The sequence below is a fragment of the Streptomyces sp. NPDC002577 genome (assembly GCF_053594815.1).
In genome coordinates this window covers 35,066-51,556 of the sequence record NZ_JBSFWK010000015.1, presented here as the reverse complement: position 1 = coordinate 51,556, position 16,491 = coordinate 35,066, and the positions used below count along the sequence as shown (strand labels likewise).

Below are 16,491 nucleotides of genomic sequence, written 5' to 3'. Positions count from 1 at the left end.
GCGGGCCTCAGGCCGGCGCCCGCTCGGTGGTTTCAGGCCCTCCGCGCCGGGGCCTGCTCGGTGGTCTCAGGCCGCCGTCGCCCGTTCCGTGACCGCGACCCGCGGCAGCAGCTCCTCGTAGGCCGCGCGGTCGAACTCGCCCGCCACCGGCGCCCGTACCGTCGCCGCGGACAGGGCCGCCGCCCGGGCCAGCCGGTCCGGCCACGGAAGGTGCTCGACGAGGCCCGACAGCAGACCGGCGACCGCCGAGTCCCCGGCGCCCGTCGGATTGCCCATGACCTTCGCGGGCGGGGTGGCGTGCCAGTGGCCCTCCGGGGCCATCGCGAGCAGCCCGCCGACGCCCAGCGAGGCGACGACGGCGCGCGCCCCGCGGCGCCGCGCGTCCCGGGTGGCCTGCAACGGCTCGTGGGAGCCGGTGAGTTCGGCGAGCTCGTCGGCGTTGGGCTTGACGAAGTCGGGGCGGGCCGCGATGCCGCGGCGCAGCGGTTCCCCGCTGGTGTCCAGCAGGACGGGTACGGAGGCGGCACGGGCGGTGCGGACGAGGTGGGCGTACGCGCCGACGGGCACCCCGGGCGGCAGACTGCCGCACAGGGCCACGGCCGACGAGGACCGCAGCAGGTCCTCGTACACCTCCAGGAAGGCGCTCCACTCGGCGGGGGCTATGACCGGTCCCGGCTCGTTGAGCTGAGTCGTGTCACCCGTCGTGGCGTCGACGACGGCCACGGTACGTCGGGTGGCGCCGGAGACCGGTACGAGCGCGTCGGTGATGCCCGGGACGCCGGTCAGCGCCTCCTGCAGGGCGCGGCCCGTGCCGCCGCCCGCGAAGCCGGTGACTGCCACGGGATGCCCCAGGGCCGCCAGCACGCGTGCCACGTTCAGGCCCTTGCCGCCCGGCCGTTCGGTCACCTCGGTGACATGGTGTGAGGCATGGGGGCGCAGGGACGGGACGCGGTAGGTGATGTCGAGGGCGGTGTTCAGCGTGACCGTGAGGATCACCTGGGCCTCCCCCGCGAAGTGACGTGGAACAACATGGCTGAAGAGCCGTGGAACAACATGCCTGACGAACCGTGACGTGCGTGGAGAACGGTGGAACCGGCTTGCCGGCTTGCAGAATGCGCTTGCCGCCTGCCGCGCACGATCATGCCAAAGCGACGGCGGTTGGCCCAGAGTGCCGGGCCAACCGCCGTGAGTTCGTTATGCGTTGAACTGGCTGACACCTGTCGAACAGGTCGCCGTGCGACAGCCTCCCGGCGCGGGGACACCGTGAGGCCATGGGGCGCCGCGTCAGCCCAGCCGGGGTTCCACCACCCAGGAGCCCTTGCGCATCACGCCCTTGAGCTCGAAGTCCGCGTCGAGGACCACCAGGTCCGCGTCCTTGCCGGGCTCCAGCGAGCCGACCCGGTCATGGACGCCGAGCAGCTTCGCCGGGACCGCTGAGATGGCCTGCACGATGTCCTCGACCGGCAGCCGGTCGATGGTCACCGCGCGCTTGAACGCCCGGTCGAGGGTCAGGGTCGAGCCCGCGATCGAACCGCCCTGGACGAGCCGCGCGACACCCTCCCGCACCTCGACCTCCAGCGGCCCCAGCAGGTACGTCCCGTCGCCGAACCCGGCCGCGTCCATCGCGTCCGTGATGAAGGCGACCCGAGCGGCGCCCGCCCGGTGGAACGCCAGCTCCAGCGCGGCCGGATGCAGATGCGTGCCGTCGTTGATCAACTCGACGGTGATCCGCTCGTCCTCGAGGAGCGCGGCGATCGGGCCGGGCGCGCGATGGCCGAGGGTGGGCATCGCGTTGAACAGGTGCGTGGCGACGGTGGCACCTGCGTCGATGGCCTCGACCGTCTTCTCGTACGTCGCGTCCGTGTGCCCGACGGCCGCGATCACGCCCTGCTCGGCCAGCATCCGTACGGAGTCGATGCCGCCCGGCAGTTCGGGGGCGAGCGTGACCATCCGGGCCTGCCCGCGCGCCGCGTCGATCAGCTTGCCGACCTCGGCCGGCTCCGGGTCGCGCAGCAGCGCCTCGGAGTGCGCGCCCTTGCGGCACGGGGAGATGAACGGGCCCTCGAAGTGGATGCCGGCGATGTCGCCCTGCTCTGCCAGCTCCGACAGCAGCCCGGCACGCTGCGTCAGGAAGTCCGTCTCGCCGGTGACGGTGGAGGCGACGAGCGTGGTCGTGCCGTGCTCGCGGTGCGTGCGGACGCCTTGGAGGATCTCCTCGACCGTGCCATTGGTGAAGGAGGCGCCGCCTCCGCCGTGGCTGTGGATGTCGACGAAGCCCGGGACCAGCCAGTGGCCTGTCAGATCGAGGGCGGGGGCGTCCTCGGGCGCCTCTGCTGCGATGCGCGTGCCGTCGACGACCACGCGGCCGCCGTCCACGATCCCCGTGGGCAGCACCACCCGGGCACCGGCGAGGACATTCCTAATGGCCATCAGGTGGTTACCTCCGAAGGGGGCGTAGGGGTCGGCGACTGGTCGGTCGCGGTGGTGTCGAGCAGATCCCGGGCGAGCAGGCCGGCGCCCAGGCATCCGGCGCTTTCTCCGAGGGCGGCCGGGACGATGGAGGGCAGCTTCTGGAACGTGACGCGCTGCTCGACGGCGGCCCGCAGGGGCGTGAACAACGTTTCCCCGGCCGCCGCGAGACCGCCACCGATGATCAGGGTGCGCGGGTCCAGAAGGGTGAGCGCGGTGACGAGCCCGTCGGCGAGCGCGTCGACGGCGTCCTGCCAGACAGCGGCGGCCCTGGGGTCGCCGGATTCCAGGGCCTTCGCACAGTCCGCGGCGTCCGCGTCCGGGTCGCCGCAGGCCTCAGCCCACGCCTGTCCCACGGCGGATGCCGAGGCCAGCCGCTCCAGACAGCCGTGCTGCCCGCAGGGGCACGGGGTGCCGCCGGGGCGTACGACGATGTGGCCGATCTCGCCCGCGAAGCCGTGGGCGCCCGCCTCGACGACGCCGTCGATCCCGATCGCGCCGGCGATACCGGTGCCGAGCGCGACGAAGAGGAACCGGTCGGCGCCCTTGCCCGCACCGATCCGCCCCTCCGCGAGCCCGCCCGTGCGTACGTCGTGGCCGAGTGCGACGGGCACCCCGCCGAGCCGCGCGCTGAGCAGGTCGCGCAGGGGCACGTCGCGCCACCCGAGGTTGGCGGCGTACGCCGCGACGCCCCGCTCGGAGTCGACGATGCCGGGGACGGCGACGCCCGCGGCCGCGGCGGGCTCGCCGAAGTGCTCCTCGCCGTGGGCGCTCAGCTCGGCGGCGAAGCGGAGGATCGTCTCGACGACGGCGTCGGCGCCGCGTTCGCGGCCGGTCGCCCGGCGCGTCCGGTGCAGGACCGCCCCGTCCACCCCGATGAGGGCGGCTTTCATCCCGGTGCCGCCCACATCGAGGGCGATGACGTGTCTCACGGTGAACAGTCTCGCGCGTAGACCATGAAAGGTCTAGTCCAGTTGCGTGGGTCTAGTCCACCTGACGGGGCGTCGTATGCGAATGAGGGGCTTGTGCGAGTGTGCCGTGGAGAGCGGTTTCTCCGGATTCAGCCCTTCCGGAGCGCCACCACATTGGTGTAGACCTTACCCTCAGCCAGTCGGGACACTCGTTCATGAAAAGCTTTCACAGGTGTCACAAGGCACGACTGGAACAACATGGATCACAAGGGTGGGAAACGACTGTGCAGCGACGCTCGAGGGGTCTGATGGCGGCGGTGGCCGCACTGGGCATGACGGCGTCGCTAGCGGCCTGCGGCGCGTCCGAGGGCAGCAGTGACGTTACGCTCACGCTCGTCGCCGCCGACTACGGCGACTCGGCGGCGAACAGCTCCCAGAACTACTGGGACAAGCTCGTCAAGGCGTTCGAGGCCAAGAACCCGGACATCAAGGTCAAGGTCAGCGTCTACTCCTGGAACGACGTCGACCGCAAGGTCAAGGACATGGTCGCGGGGGGCAAGGCGCCCGACATGGCGCAGATCGGCTCCTACGCCGACTACGCCGCGGCCGGCAAGCTCTACAGCGTCGACGAGCTGCTCTCCATACCCGTCGAGGCCGACTTCCTGCAGCAGCTCAGCGATGCCGGAGAGGTGAACCGCATCCAGTACGGCCTGCCCTTCGCCGCCTCCACCCGGCTCCTGTTCTACAACAAGACGCTGTTCAAGGACGCGGGCCTCACCCCGCCCAAGACCTGGGCCGAACTGCAGGCCGACGCCCGCGTGCTCAAGTCCCGTGGCGTGAAGATCCCTTACGCCCTGCCCCTCGGCCCGGAGGAGGCCCAGGCCGAGACGATGATGTGGCTGCTGAGCGGCGGTTCGAACTACACCGACAGCGTCGGCGCGTACGACATCGACTCGAGCGAGAACGTCCGGACCTTCGACTGGCTGCGGGACGACCTCGTCGGCGAGGGCCTCACCGGCCCCACCCCGCCCGGTGAGCTCAACCGCGCCCAGGCCTTCGCGGCCTTCACGCGCGGCGATGTCGGCATGCTCAACGGCCACCCCACGCTGATGAAGATGGCCGCCAAGAAGGGCGTGAACTTCGGCATGGTGCCGCTGCCCGGGATCGACGGCCAGTCCAAGGCCACCATGGGCGTCGCCGACTGGATGATGGCCTTCAAGCAGAACGGCCACGCCAAGCAGATCGGCACGTTCCTCGACTTCGTCTACTCCGAGAAGAACGTGCTCGCCTTCTCCCACGAGTACGACCTGCTGCCCGTCACCACGTCCGCGTCCGACGCGATGTCCGAGGACAAGGACGACCGGCAACTCGCCGGATTCCTGGAGGAACTGCCGGACTCGGAGCTCTACCCCGTCGACAAGACCTCTTGGGCCGATGTCAGCGCCGACGTCAAACGGCAGATAGGCAAGGCCGTCTCCAAGAACGGCAACCCGGCGTCGATCCTCGGCCAGCTCCAGCGGCAGGCGGCGGCGGCGGAGAACGCGAGCTAGGCCGACGGGCCCCTGGCCCTGTCGGCGGCGGGCGGTACGGTGCCAGACGTGGAGAGCGAGCACAGGGACGACGGCGCGCGGGGCGGGCTGACCGAGCGGCAGCGCGCCGTGCTGGCGCTGGAGCGCCGCTCCTGGCCCGCGCCCGGCGCGAAGGAGCGCGCGATAAGGGAGCAGCTCGGCATGGTCCCGGTCCGCTACTACCAGCTGCTCAACGCCCTCCTCGACGACCCCCGCGCCCTCGCCCACGACCCGGTCACGGTGAACCGCCTCCGCCGCATACGCGAATCCCGGCGTACGGAACGGTGACGCGGGGGATGGCCGGGGCCCTTGCTGGATAGGGTCGACGCATGGGCAGCCACAGCCAGCAGGACTCCTTGCCGACTCCCCGCAACGACGCCGGCCGCCGCGGACTCGAGGCGATCCTCGCCCACCCCGAGCAGGCCGTGATCGGGGTCGACTTCGACGGGACGCTCGCCCCGATCGTGCCCGACCCCGAACAGGCGCGCGCCCACCCGGACGCCGTCCCGGCCATGTCGGCCCTCGCGCCGAAGGTGCGTTCCGTGGCGGTGATCACCGGCCGCCCGGCCGATCTCGCCGTCCGCTACGGAGGGTTCGCCGACGCGCCGGGCCTCGACCACCTCGTCGCGCTGGGGCACTACGGCGCCGAGCGCTGGGACGCCGTCACCCGCACCGTGCAGGCGCCCCCTCCGCCGCCCGGCGTGGCGGCCGTCCGTACCGAACTGCCCGGCCTCCTGGAAGCCCTCGGCGCCTCGCGCGGCACCTGGATCGAGGACAAGGGCCGCGCCATCGCCGTCCACACCCGGCGCGCCGAGGACCCCGAGGCCACCCTCGAAATGCTGCGCGCGCCGCTCGCCGAACTCGCCGGCCGGCACGGGCTCATCGTCGAGCCGGGGCGCCTCGTCCTCGAGCTGCGGCCGCCCGGCATGGACAAGGGCATGGCGCTCACCGAGTACGTACGGGAGGTGGGGGCCGGGGCCGTCCTGTACTGCGGGGACGATCTCGGGGATCTTCCCGCGTTCGCCGCCGTGGAGAAGCTTCGGGAAGAGGGCGTGCCGGGGTTGCTCGTGTGCAGCGGCAGCGCCGAGGTGCCCGAGCTGGCGGGACGGGCCGATGTCGTGGTGGACGGGCCGGCGGGGGTGGCACGGTTCCTGGCGGCGCTGGCTGCCCGCTTGGGTTGACGCGCGCTGCCGCCGCTGTGGGCAGTCGTTCCTCCCCCAGCCAACGCTGGGAGGTGCCCCCTGGGTGCGCCGGGCTCACAGCGAAGTAACTGCGGTCAGGCGTCCAGGGCGTGCAACTGGTCCAGGAACCACTGGGTCGGCGGAAGCGCGGTCGCGGACGCCGCCAACCGCTTCGAGCGCTCGATGCGGTCCCCGTCCGAAAGGCCGAGCGCCTCGTGCAGCGCCTCGGCCGTGCCCGACACGTCGTACGGGTTCACGGTGATCGCGTCCTCACCCAGCTCCTCGTACGCCCCTGCCTCCCGCGACAGAACCAGGGCGCACCCCTCGTCGGAGACGACCGGCACCTCCTTGGCGACGAGGTTCATGCCGTCCCGGATGGGGTTGACCAGCGCGACGTCGGCGATCCGGTAGGCGGCCAGCGAGCGGGCGAAGTCGTCCTTGAGGTGCAGCTGGACGGGGGTCCAGCCGGGCGTGCCGAACTGCTCGTTGATCTCCTCGGAGAGCCGGCGCACCTCGGCCATGTAGTCCCGGTAGACCGCGAGATCCTGCCGTGAGGGATAGGCCATGGCGACGTGTACGACCTGCTCGCGCCACTCGGGGCGGGTCACGAGGAGCTCCCGGAAGGCGAGCAGGCCGCGCACGATGTTCTTCGACAGCTCGGTGCGGTCGACCCGGACGATGCTCTTGCGGCCCGTACCGACCTGAGCGCGCAGGACGGCCATGCGCTCCTCGACGTCCGGCTGGTGCGACCGCTCCCGCAGGAAGTCCGCGTCCGCGCCGAGCCCGTGCACCCCGATCCGGGTGTCGGCGAGGGCGTCCGGGCCCAGCAGTTCCATGCAGCAGGTGGTGAACGCGTTCGCCCAGCGCCAGGTCAGGAACCCCGCGCGGTCCGCGCCGAGGATGCCCCGCAGCACCTCCCGCGCGATGTCGTCCGGCAGCAGCCGGAAGTAGTCGACCGGCGCCCACGGCGTGTGCGAGAAGTGCCCGATCCTGAGGTCGGGGCGCAGCTCGCGGAGCATGCCCGGCACAAGCACCAGGTGGTAGTCCTGCACGAGCACCGCCGCGCCCTGGGCCGCCTCGCCCGCCAGCGCCTCGGCGAAGGCCCGGTTGTACACCTCGTAGGAGGCCCACTGAGCCCGGAACTCCGCGCCGAAAGCGGGCTCCAGCGGCGTCTGGTACAGCATGTGGTGCACGAACCACAGCACCGAGTTCGCGATGCCGTTGTACGCGTCGTCGTGCACGTCCGGCTCGATCCCCAGCATGCGCACGTGCTGCCCGCCCGTGTCGGCCGGGTCCAGCGTCCCGCCCGTGCGGCGTACGGCCTCGCGGTCGCCTTCGCCCAGAGCGGAGCACACCCACACCGCGCCCGCGTCCGGGCCGATCGCCGACAGGCCCGAGACGAGACCGCCCCCGCCGCGCTTGGCGGTGAGCGAGCCGTCCTCCTGCAGCGTGTAGGAGACCGGGCCGCGGTTGGACGCGACGAGGACCTGAGCACCCTGAGTGGAAGCCATACGCCCAAACTTAGCCCGGCCCGGAAACGCTCAAACGTACGGGCGACTCGGCTGGTCCCATAGCCGTATACGGTCCCCGCTACGGGTTACACGGCGATCACGGACGGCGACCTCCCGCCGGGCCCGGCAGCAGCGCACCGAGGCCCGCGGTCAAGGGTTCGCACTGCTCCGGCACGGCCGGTGAGAGCACCGCACCCCGAGATGTTCATGGCGCGGTTACGCGGCGCGCCGCTCCGCGTACTCCGCGATCTCGGCCATCGGGGGCCGCTCCTCCGTGTCCACCGAGTACGTACGCGGTTCGAATCCGCTGTCGCCGCGCTCGAACTGAGTGAGGACGGGACGTACGAGATGGCCGCGGGCCAGGCGCAGCTGCGCCGTGCGGTAGATCGCGGCAGCCATCCGCCCCAGCGCCTGGCCGTCCTGGTGCCGGTGCTTGCGCACGCCGACGTCGACCTGGGCGAGCGCGTCCAGGCCCCTGAGGTGCAGGGCGTCGACGAGCATGCCCAGCTCGACGCCGTATCCGACGGGGAACGGGAGCTGCTCGAGCAGGGACCTGCGCGCCGCGTACTCACCGCCCAGCGGCTGGACGAACCCGGCCAGCTGAGGCCAGTGCATGTTCAGTAGCGGGCGGGCCATCAGCTCGGTGACCCGGCCGCCCTGCGCGGCAGCACGACCACCCTCACCTGCGGCGTTGCCCGACGAGAGCTCGGCGCCGAGCGGACGGTCGTACATCGCCTTGACCAGGTCCACGCCGGGCTCGGTGAGCAGCGGGCCCACGATGCCGGAGACGAAGTCCGCCGAGAACTCCTTCAGGTCCGCGTCGACGAAGGCGACGATGTCCCCGCTGGTCACGAGCAGCGAACGCCACAGGACCTCGCCCTTGCCGGGGAGCGCGGGTATGCGCGGCAGGATCGCGTCGCGGTGGACGACGCGGGCACCGGCCGCCGCGGCGACCTCCGCCGTACGGTCCGTCGAACCCGAATCGACCACCACGAGCTCGTCGACGAGCGGCATCGCCGGCGTCATCAACTCGCGGCGGATCACCTCGACGATCTCGCCGACCGTCTTCTCCTCGTTGAGCGCGGGAAGCACGACGCTCACCGTCTGTCCCGTGGCGCGCTTCGCTGCGACCAGCTGACGGAGCGGACGGTCGGTCACCGACCAGGACCGTGTACTCAGCCAGCGCTCGACTTCATCAAGCACGTTCTGGTGCCCCCTCACTGGGACCACTCGGTGGCCCGTCACTGAGACCACTGCCTGTGATCCATCTCGCGGTTCGGACGACTACCTCAACTGTCCTGGCCTTCGGTTACAGTCTTGAACAACGCGCATGACCATCGCATGTCGGGGGTCATGGCGCGAACAAACGCTCCGGGACCCGCACGGCCCGGCGCCATACCGCTCATCCAGAGGGGCAGAGGGACACGGCCCGTTGAAGCCCCGGCAACCCTCCAGCCGGTTCTCGTACCGATCACCGTTGATCGCCGATCACTTTTGATCACAGTCGCGAGGCCCCGGCTAGGGAAGGTGCCAAATCCGTCTCGCGGCGAGATGCGCCGCGAGGAAGATGAGGAGAAAGGGCCTCGCCTCCATGGCTGCGCAGACTGTTGCCACCACCGACACGGACACCGCCGGAACCGACACCGCCAAGGCTGTCGACCTCGGACCCGCATCCGCCCTCTCCTGTCGTGAGTGCGGCGAGCGCTTCCCGCTCGGCCCGATCTTCGCCTGCGAAATCTGTTTCGGTCCGCTCGAAGTCGCATACGACCTGCCGACCGGTGACCCCGAGAGCCTGCGCAAGCAGATCGAGGCCGGTCCCGACAACATCTGGCGGTACGCCCCGCTGCTGCCCGTCCCCGCGGACGTGGCCACCAAGCCGAACCTGAACCCGGGCTGGACCAAGCTCGTCAAGGCCGACAACCTCGCCCGTGAACTCGGCGTCACCGGCGGCCTGTTCATCAAGGACGACTCCGGCAACCCGACGCACTCCTTCAAGGACCGCGTCGTCGCCCAGGCCCTCGAGGCCGCCCGCGCCTTCGGCTTCACCACGCTCTCCTGCTCCTCCACGGGCAACCTGGCGGGTGCCGTCGGCGCCGCCGCCGCCCGCGCCGGCTTCCGCTCCTGCGTCTTCATCCCGCACGACCTCGAGCAGGGCAAGGTCGTCATGGCCGCGGTGTACGGCGGCGAGCTCGTCGGCATCGAGGGCAACTACGACGACGTGAACCGTTTCTGCTCCGAGCTCATCGGCGACCCGCTGGGCGAGGGCTGGGGCTTCGTCAACGTCAACCTCCGGCCGTACTACGGCGAGGGCTCCAAGACCCTGGCGTACGAGATCTGCGAGCAGCTCGGCTGGCAGATCCCGGACCAGCTGGTGATCCCGATCGCCTCCGGCTCCCAGCTCACCAAGATCGACAAGGGTCTGCAGGAGCTGATCAAGCTCGGTCTGGTCGAGGACAAGCCGTACAAGATCTTCGGCGCCCAGGCGGAGGGCTGCTCCCCGGTGTCGACGGCCTTCAAGGCCGGGCACGACGTGGTGCGGCCGCAGAAGCCGAACACCATCGCCAAGTCCCTCGCCATCGGCAACCCGGCCGACGGCCCCTATGTCCTCGACATCGCCCGCCGCACGGGCGGCGCCGTCGAGGACGTCAACGACGAGCAGGTCGTCGACGCGATCAAGCTGCTGGCCCGCACGGAGGGCATCTTCGCCGAGACGGCGGGCGGCGTGACCGTCGGCGTCACCCGCAAGCTGATCGAGAACGGCCTCCTGGACCCGTCGCTGACCACGGTCGTCCTCAACACGGGCGACGGCCTCAAGACGCTGGACGCGGTCGAGCCGACCACGGGCCCGACGGCGACGATCCGTCCGAACCTCGACGCGTTCCGCGCCGCGGGTCTTGCCGGTTAGTCGTCGTAGGGGCATGTGATCGTGGCCGGCCGCCGGTCGTGGTCCGTCCTCGCGCCCACGCGGCGGCCGCCGCATGTCGATACAGCCCGCGCCTCTTCAGGGCGCACCCGTTCCTCCCTCGAGGTGAATCATGAGCGTTACCGTCCGCATCCCGACCATCCTGCGTACGTACACCGGCGGCCAGGCCGAGGTGCCCGCTGAAGGGGCCACGCTCTCCGAGGTCATCGCCGACCTGGAGAAGAACCACGCCGGGATCGCCGCCCGCGTCCTCGACGACCAGGGCAAGCTGCGGCGGTTCGTGAACGTGTACGTGAACGACGACGACGTCCGCTTCGAGCAGGGTCTGGAGACGGCGACCCCGGACGGCGCCGGCGTCTCGATCATCCCGGCCGTCGCCGGAGGCTGAGCACCGCACGCTGAGTCACCAGAATTGCCCCCTCCGCGAGAGAAGCGGAGGGGGCAATTCTGCATGGTTGAGCGCGGTACAGTTGGGGAACTCGGTTCGCCGCTCTTGTCCGGTGCATATGACTTCGCGCCCGGCAGTCGATGAGAAGTAGCCAAAGTGCACGACTCTTTTGCGTCGTATATTCCTTTTGCCGGGCCCGACTTGCCCTGAGTACTGGCGGATTCTCCGCATATTCCCGATCGGGTGTGCCCGGATTTCTCGTCCGATTGACCTGTTGCAGACGGCAGTTGGGCAGATACATTCAGCCGCGGTCGACGCGTTCCGGCGCACACCCCCAACCGTTGGGGGGTGAGGTCTGACCCGGGTCCGCGAAGTGCGGTCCTGTGCAAGGGCCAGTAATAGGGGAGTTAGGCATGGCTCAGGGCACCGTCAAGTGGTTCAACGCGGAGAAGGGGTACGGCTTCATCGCGGTCGACGGTGGTGCGGATGTATTCGTCCACTACAGCGCGATTCAGATGGACGGCTACCGCACCCTGGAAGAGGGCCAGCGGGTCGAATTCGAGATCTCGCAGGGTCAGAAGGGACCGCAGGCGGACATGGTCCGCATGGCCGGCTGAAGCGCCGACTGACTGCAACGACATTCACGCAGGGCCCGTATCCCGGTCGGGGATACGGGCCCTGCGGTGTGCCCGGGCGTTCGCGTTCGGGCGGGGTCTGTCAGCGGCGCGTGTCTCTTTGGGGTGCGTCGCCCGGTCGCCACCCCTCAAGGAAGCTCTTCGGGCGCTTGCGCCCACCCGTCTCCCGGCCACCACCCCTCAAGGAAGCCCTTCGGGCGCTTGCGCCCACCCGTCTCCCGGCCACCACCCCTCAATGAGCCCTTCGGGCGCTTGCACTCTCTGGGGTCGAGTGCTAATCATTGGCGTTAGCACTCTGAGAGTGAGAGTGACAACGAAGGACCGGGTCGGTGAGGCCCAGCAGGCCGGGTGGGGCAAGGAACCACGAGGCAGGCAGGCCGTCCGTCGCGGGCGCCAGCGCGGTCCGGAGAAATCCACCCCAGTCCGGGAGGACCACTTCACATGGCCAAGATCATCGCGTTCGACGAGGAGGCACGGCGCGGTCTCGAGCGCGGGATGAACCAGCTCGCCGACGCCGTCAAGGTCACCCTTGGCCCCAAGGGTCGCAACGTCGTCCTCGAGAAGAAGTGGGGCGCCCCCACGATCACCAACGACGGTGTGTCCATCGCCAAGGAGATCGAGCTCGAGGACCCGTACGAGAAGATCGGCGCCGAGCTGGTCAAGGAGGTCGCGAAGAAGACGGACGACGTCGCCGGTGACGGCACGACGACCGCGACCGTCCTGGCCCAGGCGCTCGTCAAGGAGGGTCTGCGCAACGTCGCCGCGGGTGCCAACCCGATGGCCCTGAAGCGCGGCATCGAGAAGGCCGTCGAGGCGGTCTCCGCCTCCCTGCTCGAGCAGGCCAAGGACATCGAGACCAAGGAGCAGATCGCTTCCACGGCCTCCATCTCCGCCGCCGACACCCAGATCGGCGAGCTCATCGCCGAGGCCATGGACAAGGTCGGCAAGGAAGGCGTCATCACCGTCGAGGAGTCCCAGACCTTCGGTCTGGAGCTGGAGCTCACCGAGGGTATGCGCTTCGACAAGGGCTACATCTCGGCGTACTTCGCCACCGACATGGAGCGTATGGAGGCGTCCCTGGACGACCCGTACATCCTGATCGCCAACTCCAAGATCGGCTCCGTCAAGGACCTGCTGCCGCTCCTCGAGAAGGTCATGCAGTCCGGCAAGCCGCTGCTGATCATCGCCGAGGACGTCGAGGGCGAGGCCCTGTCGACCCTGGTCGTCAACAAGATCCGTGGCACCTTCAAGTCCGTCGCCGTCAAGGCCCCGGGCTTCGGTGACCGCCGCAAGGCCATGCTCGGCGACATCGCCATCCTCACGGGCGGCGAGGTCATCTCCGAGGAGGTCGGCCTCAAGCTGGAGAACGCGACCCTGGACCTCCTGGGCAAGGCCCGCAAGGTCGTCATCACCAAGGACGAGACCACCATCGTCGACGGTGCCGGCTCCTCCGAGCAGGTCAACGGCCGCGTCAACCAGATCCGCGCCGAGATCGAGAACAGCGACTCCGACTACGACCGCGAGAAGCTGCAGGAGCGCCTGGCGAAGCTCGCCGGCGGTGTCGCGGTCATCAAGGCCGGTGCCGCCACCGAGGTCGAGCTCAAGGAGCGCAAGCACCGCATCGAGGACGCCGTCCGCAACGCGAAGGCGGCCGTCGAGGAGGGCATCGTCGCCGGTGGCGGCGTGGCCCTGCTGCAGGCGTCGCAGGTCTTCGAGAAGCTGGAGCTCGAGGGCGACGAGGCCACCGGTGCGCAGGCTGTGAAGCTCGCGCTCGAGGCCCCGCTGAAGCAGATCGCCGTCAACGCCGGCCTCGAGGGCGGCGTCGTGGTGGAGAAGGTCCGCAACCTCACCCCGGGCCACGGCCTGAACGCCGCGACCGGTGAGTACGTCGACCTGATCGCCGAGGGCATCATCGACCCGGCCAAGGTGACCCGCTCTGCCCTGCAGAACGCGGCCTCCATCGCCGCGCTGTTCCTCACCACCGAGGCCGTCATCGCCGACAAGCCGGAGAAGGCCGCGGCCCCGGCCGGCGGCGGCATGCCGGGCGGTGACATGGACTTCTGATCGACCTGTTGGTTGATCAACCGTCCTGCAACGTTCCGAGGGCGGCACCCCTTCTCCCAAGGGGTGCCGCCCTCGGGCGTGTCCGGGATCACAGCGGGGCGCGGAAGGCTCGGTGGAATGCCGTGGCCGGCCGGGCGGTTGACCCGTATGAGAGTCGATGCACGTGCACATATCTGCTCGGGTGTTCGACACCTCGTCCGCCAGTCATTCCCCGATTCCGAGGAGCCCCCACGTGACCGTCACGGCCTCCGCCTCCGCATCCCGCGCGGCCCAGATCCTCTCCCGGCCCGTCCAGCTGAACGGCCTGACCGTCCCGAACCGGATCGCGATGGCGCCCATGACCCGGCAGTTCTCGCCGGGCGGCGTCCCCGGGGAGGACGTGGTGGGCTACTACGCGCGCCGGGCGGCGGCAGGCGTCGGACTGATCGTCACCGAGGGCACGTACGTCGGCCACGAGTCGGCCGGGCAGAGCGACCGTATCCCGCGCTTCCACGGCGAGGAGCAGCTGGCGGGCTGGGCGAAGGTCGCCGAGGCGGTCCACGCGGCGGGCGGGACGATCGTGCCGCAGCTGTGGCACATCGGCATGGTGCGCAGCGCGGGCGAGCCCCCGTTCGCGGACGCCCCGGCGGTCGGCCCGTCCGGCATCCGCCTCGACGGCACCGAGGGCACCGGCAAGGCCATGACCCAGGGCGACCTGGACGACGTCATCGAGGCGTTCGCCGAGGCCGCGGCCGCCGCCGAGCGGACCGGCTTCGACGGCGTCGAACTGCACGGCGCCCACGGCTACCTCATCGACCAGTTCCTGTGGTCCGGCACCAACCGCCGCACGGACGCGTACGGCGGCGACCTGGTGGCCCGTACGAGGTTCGGTGCCGAGATCGTGGCCGCGGTCCGCAAGGCGGTCTCGCCGGACTTCCCCGTGATCTTCCGCTACTCGCAGTGGAAGAGCGACAACTACGACGCCCGGCTGGCCGAGAGCCCGAGTGAGCTCGAGGCGCTCCTCACCCCGCTCGCCGAGGCCGGAGTGGACGTCTTCCACGCCTCAACGCGCCGCTACTGGCTGCCCGAGTTCGACGGCTCCGACCTGAACCTGGCCGGCTGGACGAAGAAGCTCACCGGCAAGCCGGTCATCACGGTCGGCTCGGTCGGCCTGGACGGCGAGTTCCACGGCACCTTCCGGGGCGAGGGCGCGCCGGTCAAGGGCATCGACAATCTGCTGGACCGGCTGGAGCGCGAGGAGTTCGACCTGGTCGCGGTCGGGCGGGCGCTGCTGCAGGACCCGGAGTGGGCGGCGAAGGTGCTCGGGGGCCGGTTCGACGAGCTGAAGCCGTTCGGCGCCGACGCGCTCAAGTCGCTGAGCTGAGGCCCAAGGCGACGGTAGTGTCCGGGAGATGAGGATCCTTCATCTCTCGGACACTCACGTGAACCGCACGGACGCTCCCAACCGCCATGGGGTCAACGCGACCGACTCCCTGCGGCTGATGCTCGCCGAACTGCGCCACCAGCAGGGGATCGACGTGATCGTCGTCACCGGTGACGTCGCTGACGACGGGGCGGTGGAGGCGTATGCGGCTGTGCGGGAGCTGATGGGGGAGTTCGCGCGGGGCATCGGGGCGCCGGTGTTCTACACGACCGGCAACCATGACGAACGGACGGCCTTCGGCAAGGTGCTGGGCAGTGGGCACCCGGAACCGGACGTGGTTCTGGATTCCGAGGCGTCGGAGCGGGCGGCGGTGAGCACGGTCGGGGGCTATCGCTTCGTCACGTTGGACTCGCTGGTGCCGGGGAAAGTGCATGGGCACCTCAGCGAAGCTCAGCTGTCGTGGCTGCGCGACGTGCTGAGGACTCCGGCCGAGCACGGCACGGTTCTCGCCTTCCATCATCCGCCGGTCCATCTCGGCACGGAGACCCAGAGTGTCTTCGGGCTTCGCAACCCGGGCGAGTTGGCGGCGGCGATCAGGGGGAGCGACGTACAAGTGATCCTCACCGGTCACTTCCACCTCCAGCTCTTCGGGCTCCTTGAGTCTGTGCCGGTGTGGGTCACTCCGGGCGTGGTCAACCGCGTCGACCTGACGGCCGAACCCGGTACGGAGCGGGCGGTGCGAGGGGCATCGGCGTCGCTGGTGGTGCTGGGTGCGCCCGCGAGCCCGCTGTTCCACACGTTCCATGCGCGTGATCCACGGGCGCACGAGACGGTGTACGCGCTGGACGCCGAGCAGGTGCGTGCGTTCGTCGAGAGGGAGCCTGAGAGGTTTCAGAGATTCCCGAGCGGCTCGATGTCCACGCGGACGGGGGTGCCCCACACCCGCAGTACCTCGTAGTCGGTGAACTCGTGCACGAGCCGGTAGGCCATGGCGGGGCGGGAGCCGCGTCGCTGGGCGGCGAGGTAGAGCTCGGCCTCGTGCCGGTCGCGGCGAGGGGTGCTGCACAGCTGCCATGTCTGGCCGTTCCACTGCTCGGGCAGCCAGCGCTGCTGGGGGTGAGGCCGGCCTTCACGGACGCCGTATCGGGAGGGGGCGGGCTCGGTGGGCCGCGATACGGCGGGTCCGTTGATCTGGGCGCGACGGGCGGCCCGCCGCCGGGTCTCGCACAGCAGACACAGGTCGTGGGCGTTCTCGTCGACCGGCCCGTTGGGGTGCTCGGGGCAACGGGTGCTGGGGGCGGCGGTGGTGACGCTCTCTTCCAGCAACTCCAGGGCCTTTTTGATGTCCCCCTTGATTTCATGCAGCTTGGTGTCGGGGGTCTCACTGGTCAGGTACTCGCCGTGTTCGCCGAGAAGGCGGAGGGCGCGGCCCAGGGCGGTGAGTTGGGCGTGGTTCATGGGATGGGGCTCCCGTTCTC

Annotated in this window: 15 protein-coding genes and 1 riboswitch; of the genes, 9 read left to right on the top strand and 6 right to left on the bottom strand. The window is 70.2% G+C overall.

Going from position 1 to position 16,491, the window contains the following annotated elements:
* Positions 1 to 66 precede the first annotated feature (66 nt).
* The 3 genes from ACWD4J_RS20855 to ACWD4J_RS20845 form a co-directional block, all read right to left on the bottom strand.
* Positions 67 to 996: a 1-phosphofructokinase family hexose kinase gene (locus ACWD4J_RS20855; RefSeq protein ID WP_451396883.1), complete on the bottom strand. Its 930-nt coding sequence runs from the start codon at positions 994 to 996 to the stop codon at positions 67 to 69.
* 288 nt (positions 997 to 1,284) lie between these two features.
* Positions 1,285 to 2,430 carry an N-acetylglucosamine-6-phosphate deacetylase gene (nagA, locus tag ACWD4J_RS20850; RefSeq protein WP_451396882.1) on the bottom strand — a complete coding sequence of 382 codons (1,146 nt, stop codon included), beginning with the start codon at positions 2,428 to 2,430 and terminating at the stop codon, positions 1,285 to 1,287.
* The gene (locus ACWD4J_RS20845) at positions 2,430 to 3,401 is read right to left on the bottom strand and encodes an ROK family protein (protein ID WP_451396881.1); all 972 of its coding nucleotides are present in this window, start codon (positions 3,399 to 3,401) and stop codon (positions 2,430 to 2,432) included. Before ACWD4J_RS20845 ends, nagA begins: the two co-directional genes overlap by 1 nt.
* A gap of 287 nt (positions 3,402 to 3,688) precedes the next feature.
* Between ACWD4J_RS20845 and ACWD4J_RS20840 the strand changes: the two genes are divergently transcribed.
* Genes ACWD4J_RS20840 through otsB form a run of 3 tightly spaced genes read left to right on the top strand, consistent with a single transcriptional unit; the run spans position 3,689 to position 6,129 of the window.
* Positions 3,689 to 4,930 carry an ABC transporter substrate-binding protein gene (locus ACWD4J_RS20840; RefSeq protein ID WP_451396880.1) on the top strand — a complete coding sequence of 414 codons (1,242 nt, stop codon included), beginning with the start codon at positions 3,689 to 3,691 and terminating at the stop codon, positions 4,928 to 4,930.
* Positions 4,931 to 4,978: 48 nt separating this feature from the next.
* Positions 4,979 to 5,236, top strand: a complete 258-nt coding sequence (locus tag ACWD4J_RS20835; protein WP_451396879.1) for a DUF3263 domain-containing protein — start codon at positions 4,979 to 4,981, stop codon at positions 5,234 to 5,236.
* A 41-nt stretch (positions 5,237 to 5,277) separates the two neighbouring features.
* Complete coding sequence (otsB, locus tag ACWD4J_RS20830; protein ID WP_451396878.1) at positions 5,278 to 6,129, top strand: trehalose-phosphatase; 852 nt, start codon at positions 5,278 to 5,280, stop codon at positions 6,127 to 6,129.
* Between the two features lie 95 nt (positions 6,130 to 6,224).
* Here the strand turns inward: otsB and ACWD4J_RS20825 are convergent, their stop codons facing one another.
* Both ACWD4J_RS20825 and ACWD4J_RS20820 read right to left on the bottom strand, forming a co-directional pair.
* Positions 6,225 to 7,640, bottom strand: a complete 1,416-nt coding sequence (locus tag ACWD4J_RS20825) for an alpha,alpha-trehalose-phosphate synthase (UDP-forming) (RefSeq protein ID WP_451396877.1) — start codon at positions 7,638 to 7,640, stop codon at positions 6,225 to 6,227.
* A 216-nt stretch (positions 7,641 to 7,856) separates the two neighbouring features.
* Positions 7,857 to 8,843, bottom strand: coding sequence for a glucosyl-3-phosphoglycerate synthase (locus ACWD4J_RS20820; protein ID WP_451396876.1), 987 nt, complete (start codon positions 8,841 to 8,843; stop codon positions 7,857 to 7,859).
* A 196-nt stretch (positions 8,844 to 9,039) separates the two neighbouring features.
* Positions 9,040 to 9,214, top strand: a riboswitch (SAM riboswitch).
* Between ACWD4J_RS20820 and thrC the strand changes: the two genes are divergently transcribed.
* From thrC to ACWD4J_RS20790, 6 genes are all read left to right on the top strand, one after another.
* Positions 9,208 to 10,545, top strand: a complete 1,338-nt coding sequence (thrC, locus tag ACWD4J_RS20815; RefSeq protein ID WP_451396875.1) for a threonine synthase — start codon at positions 9,208 to 9,210, stop codon at positions 10,543 to 10,545. (Overlaps the previous riboswitch by 7 nt.)
* A 130-nt stretch (positions 10,546 to 10,675) precedes the next feature.
* Positions 10,676 to 10,951: a MoaD/ThiS family protein gene (locus ACWD4J_RS20810; protein ID WP_451396874.1), complete on the top strand. Its 276-nt coding sequence runs from the start codon at positions 10,676 to 10,678 to the stop codon at positions 10,949 to 10,951.
* A gap of 413 nt (positions 10,952 to 11,364) precedes the next feature.
* On the top strand, positions 11,365 to 11,568 hold the full coding sequence (locus ACWD4J_RS20805; protein WP_052859305.1) for a cold-shock protein: 204 nt from the start codon (positions 11,365 to 11,367) through the stop codon (positions 11,566 to 11,568).
* Positions 11,569 to 12,027: 459 nt separating this feature from the next.
* Positions 12,028 to 13,650, top strand: a complete 1,623-nt coding sequence (gene groL, locus ACWD4J_RS20800) for a chaperonin GroEL (RefSeq protein WP_451396873.1) — start codon at positions 12,028 to 12,030, stop codon at positions 13,648 to 13,650.
* Positions 13,651 to 13,882: 232 nt separating this feature from the next.
* Positions 13,883 to 15,013: an NADH:flavin oxidoreductase gene (locus ACWD4J_RS20795; protein ID WP_451396872.1), complete on the top strand. Its 1,131-nt coding sequence runs from the start codon at positions 13,883 to 13,885 to the stop codon at positions 15,011 to 15,013.
* 28 nt (positions 15,014 to 15,041) lie between these two features.
* Complete coding sequence (locus ACWD4J_RS20790) at positions 15,042 to 15,971, top strand: metallophosphoesterase family protein (RefSeq protein WP_451396871.1); 930 nt, start codon at positions 15,042 to 15,044, stop codon at positions 15,969 to 15,971.
* On the opposite strand, the gene ACWD4J_RS20785 is transcribed toward ACWD4J_RS20790, so the two are convergent.
* Positions 15,905 to 16,471 carry a hypothetical protein gene (locus ACWD4J_RS20785; protein ID WP_451396870.1) on the bottom strand — a complete coding sequence of 189 codons (567 nt, stop codon included), beginning with the start codon at positions 16,469 to 16,471 and terminating at the stop codon, positions 15,905 to 15,907. The genes ACWD4J_RS20790 and ACWD4J_RS20785 overlap by 67 nt on opposite strands.
* Between the last annotated feature and the right edge of the window lie 20 nt (positions 16,472 to 16,491).

Excerpts from the sequence above, each read along its gene's own strand:
- ACWD4J_RS20805 (WP_052859305.1), top strand. The coding sequence starts at position 11,365 with ATGGCTCAGGGCACCGTCAAGTGGTTCAACGCGGAGAAGGGGTACGGC.
- ACWD4J_RS20825 (WP_451396877.1), bottom strand. The coding sequence starts at position 7,640 with ATGGCTTCCACTCAGGGTGCTCAGGTCCTCGTCGCGTCCAACCGCGGC.
- otsB (WP_451396878.1), top strand. The coding sequence starts at position 5,278 with ATGGGCAGCCACAGCCAGCAGGACTCCTTGCCGACTCCCCGCAACGAC.
- thrC (WP_451396875.1), top strand. The coding sequence starts at position 9,208 with ATGAGGAGAAAGGGCCTCGCCTCCATGGCTGCGCAGACTGTTGCCACC.
- ACWD4J_RS20840 (WP_451396880.1), top strand. The coding sequence starts at position 3,689 with ATGGCGGCGGTGGCCGCACTGGGCATGACGGCGTCGCTAGCGGCCTGC.
- nagA (WP_451396882.1), bottom strand. The coding sequence starts at position 2,430 with ATGGCCATTAGGAATGTCCTCGCCGGTGCCCGGGTGGTGCTGCCCACG.
- groL (WP_451396873.1), top strand. The coding sequence starts at position 12,028 with ATGGCCAAGATCATCGCGTTCGACGAGGAGGCACGGCGCGGTCTCGAG.
- ACWD4J_RS20790 (WP_451396871.1), top strand. The coding sequence starts at position 15,042 with ATGAGGATCCTTCATCTCTCGGACACTCACGTGAACCGCACGGACGCT.
- ACWD4J_RS20810 (WP_451396874.1), top strand. The coding sequence starts at position 10,676 with ATGAGCGTTACCGTCCGCATCCCGACCATCCTGCGTACGTACACCGGC.
- ACWD4J_RS20785 (WP_451396870.1), bottom strand. The coding sequence starts at position 16,471 with ATGAACCACGCCCAACTCACCGCCCTGGGCCGCGCCCTCCGCCTTCTC.